Source organism: Pseudomonas sp. RHF3.3-3 (assembly GCF_048069595.1).
GTDB classification, from domain to species: domain Bacteria; phylum Pseudomonadota; class Gammaproteobacteria; order Pseudomonadales; family Pseudomonadaceae; genus Aquipseudomonas; species Aquipseudomonas fuscovaginae_B.
Genome location: NZ_CP182250.1, coordinates 705,618 through 721,859 on the forward strand (window position 1 = coordinate 705,618; position 16,242 = coordinate 721,859).

17 protein-coding genes are annotated in these 16,242 nt (G+C 66.9%); all 17 read right to left on the bottom strand.

Annotated elements, in window-relative coordinates; all coding sequences use genetic code 11:
* Nucleotides 1-24 precede the first annotated feature (24 nt).
* Genes ACMGT0_RS03145 through ACMGT0_RS03225 form a run of 17 tightly spaced genes read right to left on the bottom strand, consistent with a single transcriptional unit; the run spans nt 25 to nt 16,239 of the window.
* A complete protein-coding gene (locus tag ACMGT0_RS03145; protein WP_017903710.1) occupies nt 25-1,251 on the bottom strand; it encodes a beta-ketoacyl-ACP synthase in 1,227 nt (408 codons plus the stop codon).
* Nucleotides 1,251-1,979, bottom strand: a complete 729-nt coding sequence (gene fabG, locus ACMGT0_RS03150; RefSeq protein WP_054060922.1) for a 3-oxoacyl-ACP reductase FabG — start codon at nt 1,977-1,979, stop codon at nt 1,251-1,253. The genes ACMGT0_RS03145 and fabG overlap by 1 nt, the downstream gene beginning before the upstream one ends.
* Nucleotides 1,972-2,436, bottom strand: a complete 465-nt coding sequence (locus ACMGT0_RS03155) for a hotdog family protein (RefSeq protein ID WP_054060923.1) — start codon at nt 2,434-2,436, stop codon at nt 1,972-1,974. The genes fabG and ACMGT0_RS03155 overlap by 8 nt, the downstream gene beginning before the upstream one ends.
* On the bottom strand, nt 2,433-3,629 hold the full coding sequence (locus tag ACMGT0_RS03160) for a beta-ketoacyl-[acyl-carrier-protein] synthase family protein (protein ID WP_054062090.1): 1,197 nt from the start codon (nt 3,627-3,629) through the stop codon (nt 2,433-2,435). The genes ACMGT0_RS03155 and ACMGT0_RS03160 overlap by 4 nt, the downstream gene beginning before the upstream one ends.
* Complete coding sequence (locus ACMGT0_RS03165; protein ID WP_054062091.1) at nt 3,626-4,108, bottom strand: DUF3261 domain-containing protein; 483 nt, start codon at nt 4,106-4,108, stop codon at nt 3,626-3,628. Before ACMGT0_RS03165 ends, ACMGT0_RS03160 begins: the two co-directional genes overlap by 4 nt.
* Nucleotides 4,105-4,839, bottom strand: coding sequence for a class I SAM-dependent methyltransferase (locus ACMGT0_RS03170; RefSeq protein ID WP_054062092.1), 735 nt, complete (start codon nt 4,837-4,839; stop codon nt 4,105-4,107). The genes ACMGT0_RS03165 and ACMGT0_RS03170 overlap by 4 nt, the downstream gene beginning before the upstream one ends.
* On the bottom strand, nt 4,836-6,077 hold the full coding sequence (locus tag ACMGT0_RS03175; protein ID WP_416771441.1) for an NAD(P)/FAD-dependent oxidoreductase: 1,242 nt from the start codon (nt 6,075-6,077) through the stop codon (nt 4,836-4,838). The genes ACMGT0_RS03170 and ACMGT0_RS03175 overlap by 4 nt, the downstream gene beginning before the upstream one ends.
* Nucleotides 6,074-7,231 (bottom strand): sodium:proton antiporter, encoded by a 1,158-nt coding sequence (locus ACMGT0_RS03180; RefSeq protein ID WP_416771443.1) that lies wholly within the window; start codon nt 7,229-7,231, stop codon nt 6,074-6,076. Before ACMGT0_RS03180 ends, ACMGT0_RS03175 begins: the two co-directional genes overlap by 4 nt.
* Nucleotides 7,225-9,567 (bottom strand): MMPL family transporter, encoded by a 2,343-nt coding sequence (locus ACMGT0_RS03185; RefSeq protein WP_416771445.1) that lies wholly within the window; start codon nt 9,565-9,567, stop codon nt 7,225-7,227. Before ACMGT0_RS03185 ends, ACMGT0_RS03180 begins: the two co-directional genes overlap by 7 nt.
* Nucleotides 9,551-10,174 (bottom strand): outer membrane lipoprotein carrier protein LolA, encoded by a 624-nt coding sequence (locus ACMGT0_RS03190; protein ID WP_054060930.1) that lies wholly within the window; start codon nt 10,172-10,174, stop codon nt 9,551-9,553. Before ACMGT0_RS03190 ends, ACMGT0_RS03185 begins: the two co-directional genes overlap by 17 nt.
* Nucleotides 10,171-10,596, bottom strand: a complete 426-nt coding sequence (locus ACMGT0_RS03195; RefSeq protein WP_054060931.1) for an acyl-CoA thioesterase — start codon at nt 10,594-10,596, stop codon at nt 10,171-10,173. The genes ACMGT0_RS03190 and ACMGT0_RS03195 overlap by 4 nt, the downstream gene beginning before the upstream one ends.
* Nucleotides 10,589-12,133, bottom strand: coding sequence for an HAL/PAL/TAL family ammonia-lyase (locus ACMGT0_RS03200; protein WP_054062095.1), 1,545 nt, complete (start codon nt 12,131-12,133; stop codon nt 10,589-10,591). Before ACMGT0_RS03200 ends, ACMGT0_RS03195 begins: the two co-directional genes overlap by 8 nt.
* Complete coding sequence (locus tag ACMGT0_RS03205) at nt 12,114-13,052, bottom strand: glycosyl transferase (RefSeq protein ID WP_054061256.1); 939 nt, start codon at nt 13,050-13,052, stop codon at nt 12,114-12,116. The genes ACMGT0_RS03200 and ACMGT0_RS03205 overlap by 20 nt, the downstream gene beginning before the upstream one ends.
* Nucleotides 13,049-13,783: a glycosyltransferase family 2 protein gene (locus ACMGT0_RS03210; RefSeq protein WP_416771448.1), complete on the bottom strand. Its 735-nt coding sequence runs from the start codon at nt 13,781-13,783 to the stop codon at nt 13,049-13,051. Before ACMGT0_RS03210 ends, ACMGT0_RS03205 begins: the two co-directional genes overlap by 4 nt.
* On the bottom strand, nt 13,776-15,446 hold the full coding sequence (locus ACMGT0_RS03215) for an AMP-binding protein (RefSeq protein WP_416771450.1): 1,671 nt from the start codon (nt 15,444-15,446) through the stop codon (nt 13,776-13,778). The genes ACMGT0_RS03210 and ACMGT0_RS03215 overlap by 8 nt, the downstream gene beginning before the upstream one ends.
* Nucleotides 15,443-15,988, bottom strand: coding sequence for a hypothetical protein (locus ACMGT0_RS03220; RefSeq protein WP_054060672.1), 546 nt, complete (start codon nt 15,986-15,988; stop codon nt 15,443-15,445). The genes ACMGT0_RS03215 and ACMGT0_RS03220 overlap by 4 nt, the downstream gene beginning before the upstream one ends.
* A complete protein-coding gene (locus ACMGT0_RS03225; RefSeq protein ID WP_054060673.1) occupies nt 15,985-16,239 on the bottom strand; it encodes an acyl carrier protein in 255 nt (84 codons plus the stop codon). Before ACMGT0_RS03225 ends, ACMGT0_RS03220 begins: the two co-directional genes overlap by 4 nt.
* Between the last annotated feature and the right edge of the window lie 3 nt (nt 16,240-16,242).

The following is a 16,242-nucleotide window of genomic DNA, read 5'->3' on the forward strand; positions in this document are numbered from 1 at the left end:
TCCATTTCTCCAGTGGGGTAAGAATCAGGACCAGCGACGGAACACCAGCGAGGTGTTCACGCCGCCGAAGGCGAAGTTGTTGTTCATCACGTACTCGTTGCTCATCTGCCGGAACTCGCCGCGCAGGTAGTCCAGCTCGGCGCATTGCGGGTCGACCTGGTCGAGGTTGAGGGTGTGCACGTAGCTGTCGCGGTTCATCATCTCGATGCTGAACCAGGACTCCAGCGCGCCACAGGCGCCGAGGGTGTGGCCGAGGAAGCTCTTTTGCGAACTGATGGGCATGCGGCTGCCGAACAGGCTCTGGGTCGCCAGCGTCTCGGCGATATCGCCCTGTTCGGTGGCGGTGCCGTGGCCGTTCACATAGCCGATGGCCTCCGGGGCGAGCCCGGCATCCTCCAGCGCCAGTTCCATGGCCCGGCGCATGGTGGCCTGTTCCGGACGGGTCGCGTGCTGGCCGTCGGCATTGCTGCCGAAACCGACGATTTCCGCATGGATATGCGCGCCGCGCGCCAGGGCATGTTCCAGCTCCTCGAGCACCAGCATGCCGCCCCCCTCGCCGATCACCAGGCCGTCGCGGCCGCTGTCGTAGGGGCGTGGGCTGGTGTGCGGGGCATCGTTCTTCAGGCTGGTGGCGTAGAGCGCATCGAACACCATGGCTTCGGTGGCGCACAGTTCTTCCGCGCCGCCGGCGAGCATCATCGGCAGGCGACCGAACTTGATCGCCTCATAGGCATAGCCGATGCCCTGGCTGCCGCTGGTGCAGGCGCTGGAGGTGGGGATCAGGCGGCCTGTGAGGCCGAAGAAGATGCTGATGTTGGCCGCGGTGGTGTGGGGCATCATGCGCACGTAGGAGTTGGCGTTGAGTCCCTCGGCCACCGAGTTGATCAGCATCATGCCGAAGGCCTTGATCTCGTCGGTGCTGCCGGTGGACGAACCGCAGGCCACGCCCATGCGCCCATCGCGAATGATTTCGTTGCCGAGCAGGCCGGCGTCGGCCAGGGCCATTTCGGCGGCACCGACGGCGAAGCGCGAGACCCGGCCCATGCTGCGCAACTGCTTGCGGGTCCAGTGGGACGGCACCGCGTAGTCATCCACCGGTCCGGCCAGGCGCGTATTGAGTTCGCTGAAGCGGTTCCATTCGTCCATGCGCCGGATACCGCTGCGGCCGGCGCGGAAGTTGGCCTCGATACTGGCCCAGTCGCTGCCCAGCGAGGTGATGCCGGCCATGCCGGTGACGACGACGCGTTTCATCAGCACAGGCCTCCGTTGACGGCCAGAACCTGCCGGGTGATATAGGCAGCTTCCGCGGACATGAGGAAGTTCACCGCACCGGCGACTTCTTCCGGGGTGCCCATGCGCTGCGCGGGGATCATCTTCAGCAGTTCTTCGACCGGGACATTTTCATCGAGCATGGCGGTGTCGATCAGCCCCGGGGCCACGCAGTTGACGGTGATCCTGCGCTTGCCCAACTCGATCGCCAGGGCTTTGGCCGCGCCGATCAGGCCGGCTTTCGAGGCGCTGTAGTTGACCTGGCCACGGTTGCCGATCAGCCCGGAGACCGAGGTGATGCAGACCACCCGACCCGGCGCGCGGCGGCGGATCATCGGCATCATCAGCGGGTGCAGCACATTGTAGAAACCGTCGAGGTTGGTGCGCAGCACCTGGTCCCAGTCATCGTCCGAGAGGGCCGGGAAGGCGCCGTCGCGGGTCAGGCCGGCGTTGAGCACCACGCCATAGTAGGCACCGTGGGCCTCGACGTCGGCTTCGAGAATCGTCCGGCAGGTTTCCCGCTCGGACACGTCGAACTGCAGCACCCGGGCGTTGCGGCCCAGGGCCTGGATTTCGGCCTGCACGGCGTCCGCCTCGGCGCGACCGCTGCGGCAGTGCAGCACCAGGTCATAACCGGCCTGGGCCAGGCGCAGGGCGATAGCACGGCCGATGCCACGGCTGGAGCCGGTAACCAGAATGGATTCAGTCATGGCTGGATTCCTGTGATTCGTTGAGATAGTCGGTGGCCTGGGGCGGACGGAACACGTTCAGGCGCGCCGAGGCCTGGATGGCCGGACCACTGAGGTGGCATTCGAATACTCCCATGCCGTTGTCGTCCTCCAGGGAGCGCTGGGCATGGATGGTCAGTTCGCTGCCCTGGGGGAACTGTTCGACGTTGCATTCGAACTTGCGGGTACCGAGCAGGAACCCCAGTTCCACCGGACGGCCCTCGCTGCGGGCACGGCAGCCGGCATAGGCGGCCACGCTCTGGGCCATCAGTTCGATGCCGACCCAGGCCGGCAGGCTGCCGTCCTCCCGGTTGAACAGGCCACCGGGGCGCACGGTGAGACGGGTGTGAATCTGCTCTTCATCGAAGGCCAGGACCTGATCGATGAGGATCATGTCTGCGGCGTGGGGCAGCAATTCGGCGAGCGGCCAATCGATCATGGGGCGTCTCCGATAATCAGGCTGACGTTGTTGCCGCCGAAGGCAAACGAGTTGCTCATCAGCCGGCGTGGGGTCGTGGGGTCGAGCCGGTCCTGTGGGCCGGCCCAGTGCAGCGCCGGCAACGCCGGGTCGGGCTGGCCGTCCCAGATGTGCGGCGGCAGGGCACCCTGCGGGTTCTCGGCGCTCAGGCTCAGCCAGCAGAACGCCGCCTCCAGCGCCCCGGCGGCACCGAGGGTGTGGCCGGTCATGGGCTTGGTCGAGGAGCAGGGCAGCTTGCCGGGGAAAAGGCCGGCCACCGCCAGGCTTTCCATGGCATCGTTGTGCTGGGTCGCGGTGCCGTGCAGGTTCAGGTAGGCGATCTCCTGCGGTTGCAGGCCGGCCTGGCGCAGCGCCTTGCTCATGGCTTGCCGGGCACCCTTGCCGGCCGGCTCCGGTGCGGAAATGTGGTAGGCGTCGCAACTGGCGCCGGCACCGAGCAGGGCGATCGAATGCGTCTCGCTGGCCTGGCGGGTCATCAGGAACAGCACGGCGGCTTCGCCGATATTGATGCCGTTGCGGTTCACCGAGAACGGGTTGCAGCGTCGCTCCGACACCGCCTCCAGTGCACTGAAACCGTTGAGGGTCAGTTTGCACAGGCTGTCGACACCGCCGCACAGCACGGCGTCGCACAGGCCCAGGTCGAGCAGGCGCTGGGCACTCATCAGGGCGCGGGCGCTGGAGGTGCAGGCGGTGGAGATCACATAGGCCGGGCCGTCCAGTTGCAGCCAGTCGGCGAGGAAACTGGCCGGGGCACCGAGTTCCTGTTGCCGGTAGTCGTAGTCGGCGGGGAACTGCTGGTCACGCAGATAGCTGGCGATACCGCGGCTGGCTTCGTCGATGCCGGAGGTGCTGGTGCCCAGGACGATGCCGATGCGCTCGCGGCCATAGGTGGCGATGGCCTGCCGGATCGGCTCGGCGATCTGCAGGGTGGCCTCCATCAGCAACTGGTTGTTGCGGCTGTGCTGGTCGCTCAGTTCACTGGGCAAGGCCACCAGTTCGCCGCGCACGGCCGCGACCGGCAAGGCGCGTTCCGGGACCCAGCCGGTTTCGGCGCGAACCCCTGCGCAGTCGCCGGCGAACAGGTTGCGTGCGACTTCCTGCTTGTCGCGGCCCAGGGCGCAGATCAGGCCGAGGGCATTCAGGTAGGCGGTCATGGCGCGCTCTCGTTCAACGGGCTGATGCTGTAGTGCAGACCTTGCGGCAGGTCGAGACGGAAGAACAACGGCTGGCGATAACTGACCCGCCACTGCTCGCCCAGTGCCCGCTGCCCGGCCTGCTGGCGGGCCGTCGGATAATTGTCCGCCAGCTCGGCCTGCGGCGTCAGTGCGAACAGCAGTGCGGCGAACAGTTCGCGGGCCTGCGGGTTGGGTGGCAGCAGGCCGTCGGCGTGCCAGTCACCGTCTTGCAGGAGCTGGCGCGCCAGGGGGATACCCAGCGGGTCCATCAGCGACCAGCGCAGGCCACCGGCCTCGCGCTGGATCACCAGCAGCCAGTCCTGGCGCAGGCCGTCCTGCTGGCGCTCGACCAGCAGTTGCAACGGCAGGGCCAGGGTCGGTGTGTGTGTGGGCAGCGGCAGGCGGCTGGCGCAGGCGCCCAGCAGCAGGAAGCAGCCCAGCAACAGTGCACGTATCATTCGTCACGACCTGCCAGGGGTTTGCGGGCAACCACGTTGACCAGGGTTTCCTCGCGCTGGCCGAAGGGCGGCGGGCTCTTCAGGCGCAGGCGTTCGAGCAGGCCGAAGTCCTTGGCCCGGCTCCACCACAGGTAGGGGTACGAGACGTTCTGCTCGGCGAACTCGAAGCCCTGGTCGCGAATCATGTCCAGGTACTGCGCGGCGCTTTTCTGCACATGCATCGGATGGCGGAACAGCCAGCGGATCACCCAGGTGTCGATGTAGGCCTCGGTGGACTCGGCGAACAGCAGGTAGCCGCCCGGCTTGAGCACCCGATGGAACTCGGCCAGGGCCCGGTCCTGCTGGACCAGGTGGTGGAAGGTCTGGTGGCAGAACAGGATATCGACGCTCTCGGAGGCCACGTCCAGGGTCGCACAGTCGCTGCCGATCAGTTCGATATCGATAGTGCGCCGCCGGGCTTCCTCGGCGGCCAGTTGCAGGCTGTGCGGGTCGGCATCGAGGCCGATCAGCCGTTGCGGGGCGAACACCTGCTGCAGGTACTGGAAGGACTTGCCCTGGCCGCAGCCGGCATCGAGCAGCACCGGGTTTTTCGGCAGCTCCTCGCTGAACAGCCGTCGCAGGTCGTTGATCGCCACGCGCAGCACATGGTGCTGCCAGGTGTGGCTGCGCAGGAACCAGAAGCCGAAACGGGTTTCCTCGACGTAGGTGTCGCTCAGGTACTGATTGCTCATGCCGGGGTGCTCGCACAGATTTCCGAGAGCATCCGCAGCCGGCGCTTGGGCTCACTGACAAAGGGGTTGCGCTCGTCCCAGGCATAGCCGGCGAGGATCGAGCTGATCATGGCGCGGATCTCCTCCGAGCTGCCGGGATGGTAGATGACATCCTGGAAGGTCCCGGCGTACCAGCCTTCGACGTAGCAACGGAACGTGTCGACCCCGTGTTTCAGCGGCTCGGCGAACTGGCTCTGCCAGTCGACGCTTTCGCCCTGCAACTGCCGATGCAGCAGGCCGGCGGCCATGCTGGCCGAGCGCATGGCGATGGTCACGCCGGAGGAGAACACCGGGTCGAGGAACTCCGCCGCGTTGCCCAGCAGCGCGTAGCCCGGGCCGTGCAGGCTCTTGACGTTGGCCGAGTAGCCGCCGATGGCCCGTGCCGGGGTGTCCCACTCGGCGTTCTGCAGTACGCGCTGCAGGCTCGGCGTCTCGGCGACGAAACCTTTCAGGCAGGCATCCAGGTCGTCGTCGCGGCCGGCGAAGTGGCTGGCATCGGCCACCACGCCGAGGGAGCAGCGGCCGTTGCTGAACGGGATGGTCCAGAACCAGATGTCGCGCTTTTCCGGGTGGGTGGTGATGAGGATCTTCTCCCGCTCGAAGCCGGGATGGTCGATGCGGTCCTCGATGTGGGTGAACACTGCCTGGCGCACCGGAAAGCCCGAGGGTGCCTCCAGGTCCAGCAGGCGCGGCAGCACGCGTCCGTAGCCGCTGGCATCGAGAACGAAACGGGCTTCGAGCCGATATTCGCTGCCGTCTTCGCGACGGACCTGCAACTGTGGCTGCGGCCGCTCGAAATCGGCCCCGACGATTTCCTCGCCATAGCGGATTTCCACGCCCTGCAGGGCGGCCTGATCCGCCAGCAGCTTGTCGAAGTCGGCCCGCTGCACCTGGAAGGTGGTCGGCTTGCCGTTGCTGAAGGTCTTGCCGAAGTCGAAGGCGCTGTAGCGCTCGCCCCAGGCGAAGGCCGCGCCGTTCTTCAGCTGGAAGCCGGCGGCATTGACGGCGTCGAGCATCCCGGCTTCCTCGACGAAGTCCAGGCAGTGGGACAGCAGGCTCTCGCCAATGGAAAAACGCGGGAAGTGCTGGCGCTCGACGATCAGTACATCGTGACCATTGCGCTTGAGCAGGGCGGCGGCAATCGCACCGGAGGGGCCGGCGCCGATCACCAGCACCTCACGGCGTTCCATTTCAGTCATTGGCACACGGGCTCCTTGCCGGTCTCGGCGCTATTCAAGGGAATTCGGTTCAGGCCCGCCAACGCCGGCAGCAGGGTGGCGAGCAGGCCCATCAGCATCAGCGCGAAGTACAGCGCCGGGCTGATCAGTTGTTGTTGCAGGAGCAGGTTGAGGAAAACGATCTCGCTCAAGCCGCGAATGTTGAGCAGCAGGCTTTCCTTCCAGCGGCTGGCACCGGGAAAGGAACTGCCGGCCCAGCCCAGGCCCAGCCAGTTGCCCAGCAGCTTGCTGGCGACCGGGACCACCAGCAGCGCGACGAACTGCACCAGGCTCAGGCTGCCCAGGGCGCTGTGCACGTTGATCTGCACGATGCCGAAGGTGAGAATCAGCGGAATCGCCAGGCCGGTCTGCAGGCGCTCCATCCACGTGGCCTTCAGCGGCGGTACCAGCGGCACCCTGAGCCAGGCCATGCAGAACAGGTAGCCGATGCCGAGGATCAGCGCGTTGAGCTTGAAGTGCTCGGCCAGCACCAGCAGCGCGAAGAAGCCCAGGCTGTGGACCAGCGGCTGGCGAATCCGGCAGCCGTACAGGAGCAGTGGCAACAGGGCCCCGCCCAGCGGCAGCAATAGGCTGCCCAGGTGCAGGCTGCCCTGGGCCAGGCCGAACAGGGTCCAGCAGGCCAGGTCGATCAGGATCGCGGCCTGCACCAGGCGCCGGGTGGCGCCGGGCGGGTAGCCGATGTGCTTGAGATAGAGGTACAGCACCGGGATCGCGGTGATGGCGAACACCAGGCCGATCGCCAGGGTATTGAGCCAGTGCTGTTCCGGCAGCAGCCAGACGGCGCAGGCCAGCCCGCAGGCGAATGGTACGCCGAAGCTCGGCAGGGCGATCTTCAGGCTGTCGCGGTCCATCTTCAGTTCGATCACATCGCCGAGGATGCTCCCCAGCACCAGTGCGAAGGCGCAACCGTAGACGATCCTGAGCCAGCCGGGAGCGACCAGCGCGGCGCCGCTCAACTGCCAGTGCGGCTCGATCCAGAACAGCATCAGCAGCGGCAGGCCGAATGTCGCCAGCAGCAACTGGCTGACGATCGGCACCAGGCCGAACCGGCGGCCGATGCGGGTCGCCACGGCGAATGCGGCCAGCGCCATGCCCCAGAACAGCAGGATCAACATGATGCGCCTTCCTTGTCCGTGGTCGCATGATGCTGCTGCCTGGCCCAGGGGGCGAGCAGGAAGCTGAAGGCCAGGCCGAGGCTGACCGACAGGCCGAAGTTGCTCACCGCCGGCGTACTGGAAATCGCCAGCAGGCCGAACGACAGCCAGGTGGTCAGCGCCGCCAGCAGGGTGCCCAGCAGGCTGACCGCCGCACCGCCGATCCGTTCGCGCATGAGGATGGCGTAATCGACGCTGATGGCCGTGACCAGCAGCAGGCCGAACAGGCTGAACAGGGTCAGCGGTTGCCCCAGCCAGCCAAGGCTGGCCAGGCTGCACAGCGCCGCCAGCAGCGGCAGGGCGACGATACGCAACGCGCCGCCGAGGCCGAACGGCAGGATCAGCAACAGCACGATCAGCACGCAGGAAGCCAGTTTCAGTTCCGCCGCGCTGATCTGCGTGGCGGCGAACACCTTGTTCAGGTCGCCGAGGCGATCCACCAGTTGCACGCCTGGCAGGTCCATCGCCTGGATGCGCAGCAGCTCGGCGTTGTTCAGGCCCTGCAGGCTGACCATGCCGGCCACGCCGTCGGCGTAGGGGCCGAGCCAGAGCACCCGCCAGGGTTCGCCAAGGGGGCCGGCGAGGGCACTGTCGATATCCTCGACCGGCAGGGCCTGGAGTTCGGCCAGCTCCTTCTGAAGGGCCGCCAGCGGGACGCCAAGGTCGAGCAGCGGCTGCCAGTACCGTGGCAGTTGCTGGAGCGAATCACGCAGGCGCTGTTGCTCGCTGGGCAGGCTGACCAGTTGGTTCAGCGACAGGTAGCCCTGCAGCTTGTCCAGGCTCACCAGTTGCCCGAGGCGCTTGGCCAGGGCCGTCTGGCGCTCCAGCAACTGCTGCTGGTCGGCGGCGCGGACGAGGAAGAACTGGCTGGTCGGCTGGTAGCCGGTGATCCGTGCAATGGCCTGGGCCTCGGCCTGCAATTGGGGTGGTGCGCCGACCCACTGGCGGATGTCGTTTTTCGTGCCCAGTTGCCACAGGCCGGCGGCACAGAACAACATCAGCAGGCCCAGCAGCACGGGGCTGCCGAGTTTCTGCAAGAGCTTCTCGCGCAGCGCCAGCAGCGCCTCGCAGACCTTGAGCGGCCACTGGGCCGGGCGCAGGTCGGCACCCTTGAGCAATGCCGGCAGCAGGCACACCGCGGTCAGGTAGGCGCCGAGCAGGCCGGCGGCGGAGAACACCGCGATCTGGGTCAGCGCCGGGAAGGGGGTCCAGGCCAGGGCCAGGTAGCCGATGCAACTGGTCACCAGGCTCAGGCTCAGGCCACAGAGGGTCATGCGCAGGGCCGGCCAGCTGTGCCAGGGCTTGAGGCTCCAGCTCTTGGACAGGTAGTGCAGCGGATAATCCACCGCGACGCCGATCAGGCTGGAACCCAGCACCAGGGTCATCACGTGCATGCGGCCGAAGAAGGCCACGCAGGCCACGGCACCGAACAGCATGCCCACCAGCACTGGCACGAACGCCAGCAGCACGCGCCAGCGGCGGAACGCCAGCAGCAACAGCAGCAGGATGCCCAGCGTGGCGCCGCCGCCGACCCAGGTGATTTCCCGGGTCGCCTGCTGCTGGCCACTGGCGGCGTACAGCAGGCCGCTGGCGGCCAGCAATTGCACATCGTTCTGGCTCGCCTGCTCGCGGCTCTGCTTGAGCAGTTCGGCCACTTGCAACGGCAGCTTCATGTCGAAGGCGTTGCCGGTGGTCCGGGCCCGCAGCAGCACCCAGCTCTTGCCATCGGCATCGGCGACCAGGGCACCGCTGCCGATGTCCAGCTGCACCGCGCCACGCTGTGGCTGGCTGTTCTGGATGCGCCCGGTCAAGCCGAGCCAGTCGTTCTCGCTTGGCACCAGGCTGAAGCCGGCGAACGGATCGAACAGGGTTTGCACCCGCTGCTGGATGAACGCCGCCGGGTCATCGATCAACTGCCGGCGGTCTTTCGTCGAGAGCATCGCCAGGCGGCCCCGCAGCAGTTGCTCGCGCAGGGCCGGCAGGTCGGCCTGCAGATCCCACTGAACCTTTTCGAACAGGCCGCTGGCTTGCCAGCGCTCACCCAACTGGCGGGCCATGGCGATGGTCTGCTGGCGATCGGCGTGGCCGACCAGCACCAGCATTTCCCGGTTCAGCGGTTCCTGCATGCGCTGTTCGGCCTTGAGCTCCAGCGCATCGGGCGAGGAGCCCGGCACCAGTTCCATCAGGTTCGCCGACAGCGGCGCACTGTGCCGCCACTGCCAGCCGGCGAGGGCGAGCACGGCCAGCAGCAGGATCAGAAACAGGCGCGGCAGCAGGCGTTCACTCGGCAAAGTCATGCTGCTCCGCTTCGCTCAGGGGTTGGCTCGCAGTGCTGTCCTGCATGCGCAGGACGGTGCTGTCGCCCTGTGTTTCCAGCAGTTCGATACGTTGCACCAGGGCGCCGCCATCGATATTGATGCGGGTGAAGATCTGCTTGAGCAGCACCGAGCGTGGCGTCAGGGTCAGCTTCCAGTCGTTCGCCTGGCCTTGCAGTTGCAGTTCGAAGTCGCGCTGCAGGCCGCTGCTGTCACCTTGCAGCACGGCCATGAACAGGCGGTTCTGCTCGGCCCCGGCGCTCTTGTTCGGGACCATCTGCCAGCCGCTGGCGTCGCGTCTCGCGATGCCCTTGGCGGTGATGCGGTAGTCCTGTTGCAGCGGGGTCTTGAGCAGCCACAGCAGGCCATGGTCCCTGGCGAGGACGAAGGTGCCCTTGCTGGTCAGCGGCTGCGGCAGGGCGCGCAGGTGTTTTTCCTGAGTGAAGCTGCCGTGGATCACCGAGGGCTTGGCCAACTGCTCGCTCAACTGTTGCAGGTCGAAGGCCGCGGCCTTTGCGCAAAGCACCAGGCACAACAACAGCAGCCAGCCTCGCACGCTCCCGCAGGGCAGGTACTTCAGGATATTCATGCAAGCACCTTTTCGACCGCGTCGACGAAGACCCTGGGTGAAGCCAGCTGCATTTCGCGGCTCTCGATGTGTACCGCGACCTGCACCGTGCTGGCACGGGTCAGGCGCTCGCCGCTGGCGAGGTCGGTGATCAGGTAGTTCACCTTCAGGCGGTTTTCCCATTCCACCAGGTCGGCCCGCACGTTGATCTTCTGGCCGAACACCGCGCCGCGCACGTAGCGCAGTTGCAGGTCGATCACCGGCCAGGCGTAGCCGGACTCGCGCATCTGCACGTAGTTGTGGCCGATATGGTCCAGCAGCGCGCAGCGGGCGACTTCCAGGTACTTCACGTAGTGGCCGTGCCAGACCACGTGCATGGTATCGACGTCGAAGAACGGCACGAGGATCTCCGTATCGACGTGCAGCACGCCACGACTACGCATGCAGCCTCCAGTGTTGTTCGCCGATGCGTTGCAGGCACAGGCGCAGTTCGCTTTCCAGGGCGCGATCCTCGATCAGTGGCGGGAAGTCCCGGGCCAGTTCTTCGTGCATGGCGGCCAGTGCCGGCGGCAGTGGGCGGGCCTCGGCTTCCCGGCTGCGCAGCCAGACACCCTGATTGGCAGCCAGCAGGGTGGCGGCGGCGACCTGCTCGGTCAGCTCCAGCACGCGGATTGCGTCGCGGGCGGCGATGGTACCCATGCTGACCTTATCCTGGTTGTGGCATTCGGTTGAACGGGAAAACACGCTCGCCGGCAGGGTGTTTTTCAGCGCCTCGGCGGTCCAGGCGCTGGCACCGATCTGCACGGCCTTGAAGCCGTGGTTGAGCATGGCACGCTCGCTGCCGGAGCCGGACAGGTTGCTCGGCAGGCCGTGGTTGTAGCGCACGTCCACCAGCAGGGCGAGCTGGCGGTCCAGCAGGTCGGCGACGTTGGCCACCAGGTTCTTCAGGCTGTCCATGGCGAAGGCGATGTGCCCACCGTAGAAGTGTCCACCATGCAGGACGCGCTCTTGCTCGGCGTCGATGATCGGGTTGTCGTTGGCGCTGTTCAGTTCGGTCTCGATGAAGCCGCGCAGCCAGCCCAGGCTGTCGGCCAGCACGCCGAGCACATGCGGTGCGCAGCGCAGCGAGTAGCGGTCCTGCAGGCGATGCAGCGGCGCGGTCGGCGCGTCGATCGCCAGGTCCTGGCGCAGCCAGGTGGCGACCTGCATCTGCCCCGGATGCGGCTTGGCGGCGAACAGGCGCTCGTCGAAGTGCTCCGGGTTGCCCTGCAGCGCGACGACGTTCAGCGCGGTGATGCGGGTCGCCAGGCGCAACAGGTAGTCGGCGCGGGCGAACGCCAGGCAGGCCAGACCGGTCATCACCGCGGTGCCGTTCATCAGTGCCAGGGCTTCCTTGGGCCGCAGGACCAGCGGGTCCCAGCCCAGTTCGCGATGCACGTCGCTGGCCAGGCGGCGCTCACCACGCAACAGTACTTCGCGCTCGCCGGACAAGGTCGCGGCCACATAGGACAGTGGCGTCAGGTCACCGCTGGCGCCCACCGAACCTTCCTCGGGAATCAGCGGCAGGATGTCCTGGTCGAGAAACGCCTGCAGGCGCTCCAGCAGCTCCACCCGTACCCCGGAAACCCCGTGGCACAGCGACTGCAGGCGGGCGGCGAGCACGGCGCGGGTGGCCTGCGGATCAAGCAGCTTGCCCAGGCCACAGCCGTGGAAGGTGTAGAGATGACGCGGCAGCGCCTCGACGTGCTGCAGCGGCACCGCGACCACGCAGGAGTCGCCGTAGCCGGTGGTGACGCCATAGATCACGCCTTCCTTGTCCAGCAGCGAGTCAAGGAACTGCGCGCCCTTGGCGATGCGCTGGCGGTAGGCCGGGTCGTTTTGCAGTTGCGTCGGCACCTGACGGTTGGCCAGTGCCAGCACGTCTTCGATGCGCAGCGGGAGTTCGCCGAAGGTTACCGGCTCAAGCGGGTGCGTTGTCATCGGTCTTCCAGAAGGGGTAGAAATTGAACCATTGTTGGGGCGCTTGCAGGCAGTACTGGCCCAGGCGCTCGGCATAGCGGGCGGTCCATTGGGCGATGACCTGCTCGCGGTCGCCACGCTTCCATTGCACGGCTTCGGCGAAGGGTTCGAGGGTGATGTGGTAGCGGCCCCCAAGCTTCAGGCAGAACAGCAGGTTGACCGGGCATTTCAGCAGGCCGGCCAGCAGCCAGGGCCCCTGGGGGAAAGCCGCCGGGTGACCGAGGAAGTCCACCCGCACATTGCGCCCGCCGTGCAGGGGGACGCGGTCACCGGCAATCGCCAGCCACTCGCCACGGTCCAGGCGCTGGCTCAGTTGCAGCATGATCGCCGGGTCCAGCTCGCTGACCTGGATCAGCCGCAGGTTGGTGGCGCCGGCCTCGCCCAGCAGGCGATTGAAACGCTCGGCGTGCTTGGTGTGTACCAGCACGTTCATGGTGACCTTTTCGCCCAGTTCTGCCAGGGCACGGCAGACTTCCAGGTTGCCCAGGTGGGCACCGACCAGCATCTGCCCACGCTCGCCGCGCAGTTGGTCGCGCAGCCGGGCCGGGTCGATGATCTCGATCTGCTCGATGCTCAGCTTGCCGTTCCACACGTCGAGCTTGTCCAGCAGCGCATCGGCGAAGGCCATGAACTGGCGGAAGACCTTCATCCGGGTCGGCAGCAGTGCGCTCCGGCCACTCCACGCCGCCAGGCGCTGCTGGTATTGCCAGGCGCTGTGCCGGGCACTGCGGCCGAACAGGAAGAAGTACAGGACGATGCCATGCAGCACCGGGCTGAGCAGCCGGCGGCCGAGCACCCGGACGCCGAAGGCGGTGAGCTTCATCAGCCAGAAGCTGCCGCGCTCCTGGTGGTCGGCCCAGTGTTTCTGCGTATCGCTCATGCCCGCCACCGTTGCCAGAGGATGCTCGGCAGGCGCAGCAGCATGCCGAAGAACAGCCGCGTGTGCATGCCGGAAATCAGCGCGTTGTCATGGAACAGGCGGAAGTGCGACAGGCCGTCCTGCGGGTAGTGGACCCGGGTCGGCAACCAGCGCATCGGCTGGTTGCGCCAGGCCAGGCGCACGAGGATTTCCGGGTCGAAGTCCATGCGCTTGCCGATCCGCGCGCTGTCGATCAGGGCCAGCACCGGTGGCAGCGGGTAGACCCGGAAGCCGCACATGGAGTCGGGAATCTGCAGCGACAGGCTGTTGATCCATACCCAGACGTGGGTCAGGTAGCGGGCATAGAGACGGCCCTTGGGTACGCTTTCGTCGTACTGCGGATAGCCGCAGATCAGCGCTTCGGGATGGCTGCGGGACGTGTCGAGAAAGGTCGCGACATCCTGCAGGTCATGCTGACCGTCGGCGTCCACCTGCAGGGCATGGCTGAAGCCGCGCCGCGAAGCCTCGCGCAGGCCGGCCATCACCGCGCCGCCCTTGCCCTGGTTGACCGGCAGCTTGACCAGGAAGGTGTTCTCGCCCTCGGCCAGACGCTCCAGCACCGCGGCGCAGGCCGGGCTGCTGGCATCGTCCACCAGCACGCAGGGCAGGCCGGCGGCCAGCAGGGCCGCGACCACCGCCGGCACGGCCGTCTCGTGGTTGTACACCGGAATCACCGCACACGGCTTATGCATGCGCCGTCTCCAGCACGATGCGCCCGCTGGAGCAGGCTGCCTCGCCGTTGCGGAAGGCGAAGTAGAGCTTGCCGCGTGCCTGGTCGAAGCGCAGGCTCAGCTCGATCTGGTCGCCCGGGCGTACCAGTTGCTGGAACTTCAGCACTTCCATGCCGGCGAATTTCGCTGGCAGCTCAAGCCGTTCGCGACTCAGTTCCAGGGCCCAGTCCACCTGGACCACGCCGGGCAGTACCGGCGTAACCGGGAAGTGCCCGCTGAAGTAGGCCAGGTCCGGCGGAACGGCTAGTTGCAGCAGCCATTCGCCGTCGGTTTCGCTTTGCCCGAGCACTTCCGGCGATTTGGGCCGTGGCGCCTGCAACAGGGCCTGGACCTCGGCCTGCGGCAGCTTGCCCTGGGCGTTGAGCGGCATCTGCCGCAGCAACCGCCAGCGCCGTGGCAGTGCCAGGGCTTCACAGTGCTTGAGCAGGTGTTGGCGCAGGGCCTCGGTCAAGGCGCGCCGGCCCTGGTTGCGCAGGGTGTGCAGGCCCTTGGCGGAGAGCACCAGCAGGGCGCCGAGATAGGCGCGATTTTCCTGCACCACCCCCAGCCGCGCCTCGGCGACCCAGGGGTGTTCGAGCAGGGCCTGTTCGAGCATTGGCAGGGAGATGCGTTTTTCTTCCAGCTTGACGATGCGGTCGAGCCGGCCGAGCAGTTCGAAGCGGCCATCGGCCTCGAAGCGTGCCGCGTCCGCGGTCTGTTCGACATGACCAACCGGCAGGTACGGCGAGGCGACCTGCAAGGCGCCATCGGCATCCTGGCTGAGGCGGACATCGGCGAACGGGCGCCACAGTCGATCGCCCTGGCGCCAGGCGATGCCGCCGGTTTCCGAACTGCCGAGGATTTCCGTCGGCCATTGCCCCAGGCGTTGCCGCAGGCTGTCGGCAGCCTCTTGCGGCAGTGCGCCGCCCGAAGAGAACACCCGGCGCACCGCGCTCAGCGCCGGCCAGTCGAGGTTGTCGCCCATGCGCTTGAGCAACGCCGGGCTGGCAACCCAGGCGAACTGCGGGTGCTCGCGGCTGCTGCGTTGCAGGTCCTCGGGGAACGCCAGTTGCCGGCGCACGAAGGTGCGGCCGGCGCACAGTGGCCAGAGTACGCGGAACAGCAGGCCGTAAATGTGCTGGGCCGCGACGCTGCCGATGATGCAGGCCTGGCCGAGGTCGGCACCCCACAACTGCTCCAGGGCCAGCACTTCGTTGGCCAACTGGCGCAGGCTCTTTTCGATGAGCTTGGGCTCGCCGCTGGAGCCGGAGGTGCACAGGCTTAGGCGGCACCGGTCGGGATCCAGCGTGGCCGGCTCCAATGGCTCGGCATGCAGACCGGCGAGGTCAGCATGGTCGATCAGCCAGAGGTCGACTTGCGCGGCCCAGCGTTGGCGGGTCTGGTCCTGCAGGTCGGGCAACAGCAGCACGGCCACGCCGGCGCGCCAGGCACCGAACAGGGCGACAGCCAGTTCCCCGGCATCTTCCAGGTGCAGCGCCAGGCGTTGCACGTTCCGTTCGCGCAAGCCGGCGGCCAGGCGCAGGGCACGTTGGCTGAACTGGGCGTGGTCCAGCGGCGGATCGATTGTCACGGCACGTCCGGCGTGCATCCCGAGCAACAACTGCTCAAGGTTTATCCAATTCATGCGCGGCCTCTTACGCGTTGTCGTATCAGCCATTCAATGGCAAACAGCAGACCCATCAGGCCATAGGCGATCAGGCCGTTGTACAACGTCCACCAGCTCAGCGGTGCCCAGAGGGTCAGGGCGGCGGCGAGCAGGCCGTTACAGAGAAAGAACAGGCTCCAGACCTGGGTTACCCGGCGGGTATAGCGGATTGCCACTTCCGGCAGTTCCGGCTCGCTCAGGCGCGCCAGGCGTTCGGCCACCGGTGGGCCGAACTTCAGGCTCAGGCCGAACAGGCCGAGCATGAAGCCGCTGATCAGCACCGGGTACCAGCGCAGCAGCGACGGGCTGTTCAACAGTCCCAGCAAACCGCAGAAGGCGATGGCGCACAGCGCCATCCACAAGCCGCCGGGTTTGCGTTCGCCGGTCAGGGCTCGGGCCAGCCACAGGCTGCCGAGCAACAGCCCGAACTGCCAGGGGGCGAAATGCTCCATGCCGAAATACACCGCGAAGGGGTACAGCAGGCCCGCCAGCAGCAGGCCCAGGCCGATCAGTCGGCTCATGCGGCCGGCTGGACCAGCCGGAATACCGCCTCGACCACGTCGTTGACGGTGCGCACCGCCTTGAATTCCTCGGCGGCGATCTTCTTGCCGGTCTGGCGCTTGATGTGATCGATCAGGTCCACGGCGTCGATGCTGTCGATTTCCAGGTCCTGGTACAGGTTGCTGTCCAGGGTGACGCGCTCGGGTTCGAGTTCGAACAGTTCGACCAGGGCATCGCGCAGGGTATTGAAGATGTCTTCACGGGTTTGCATGGT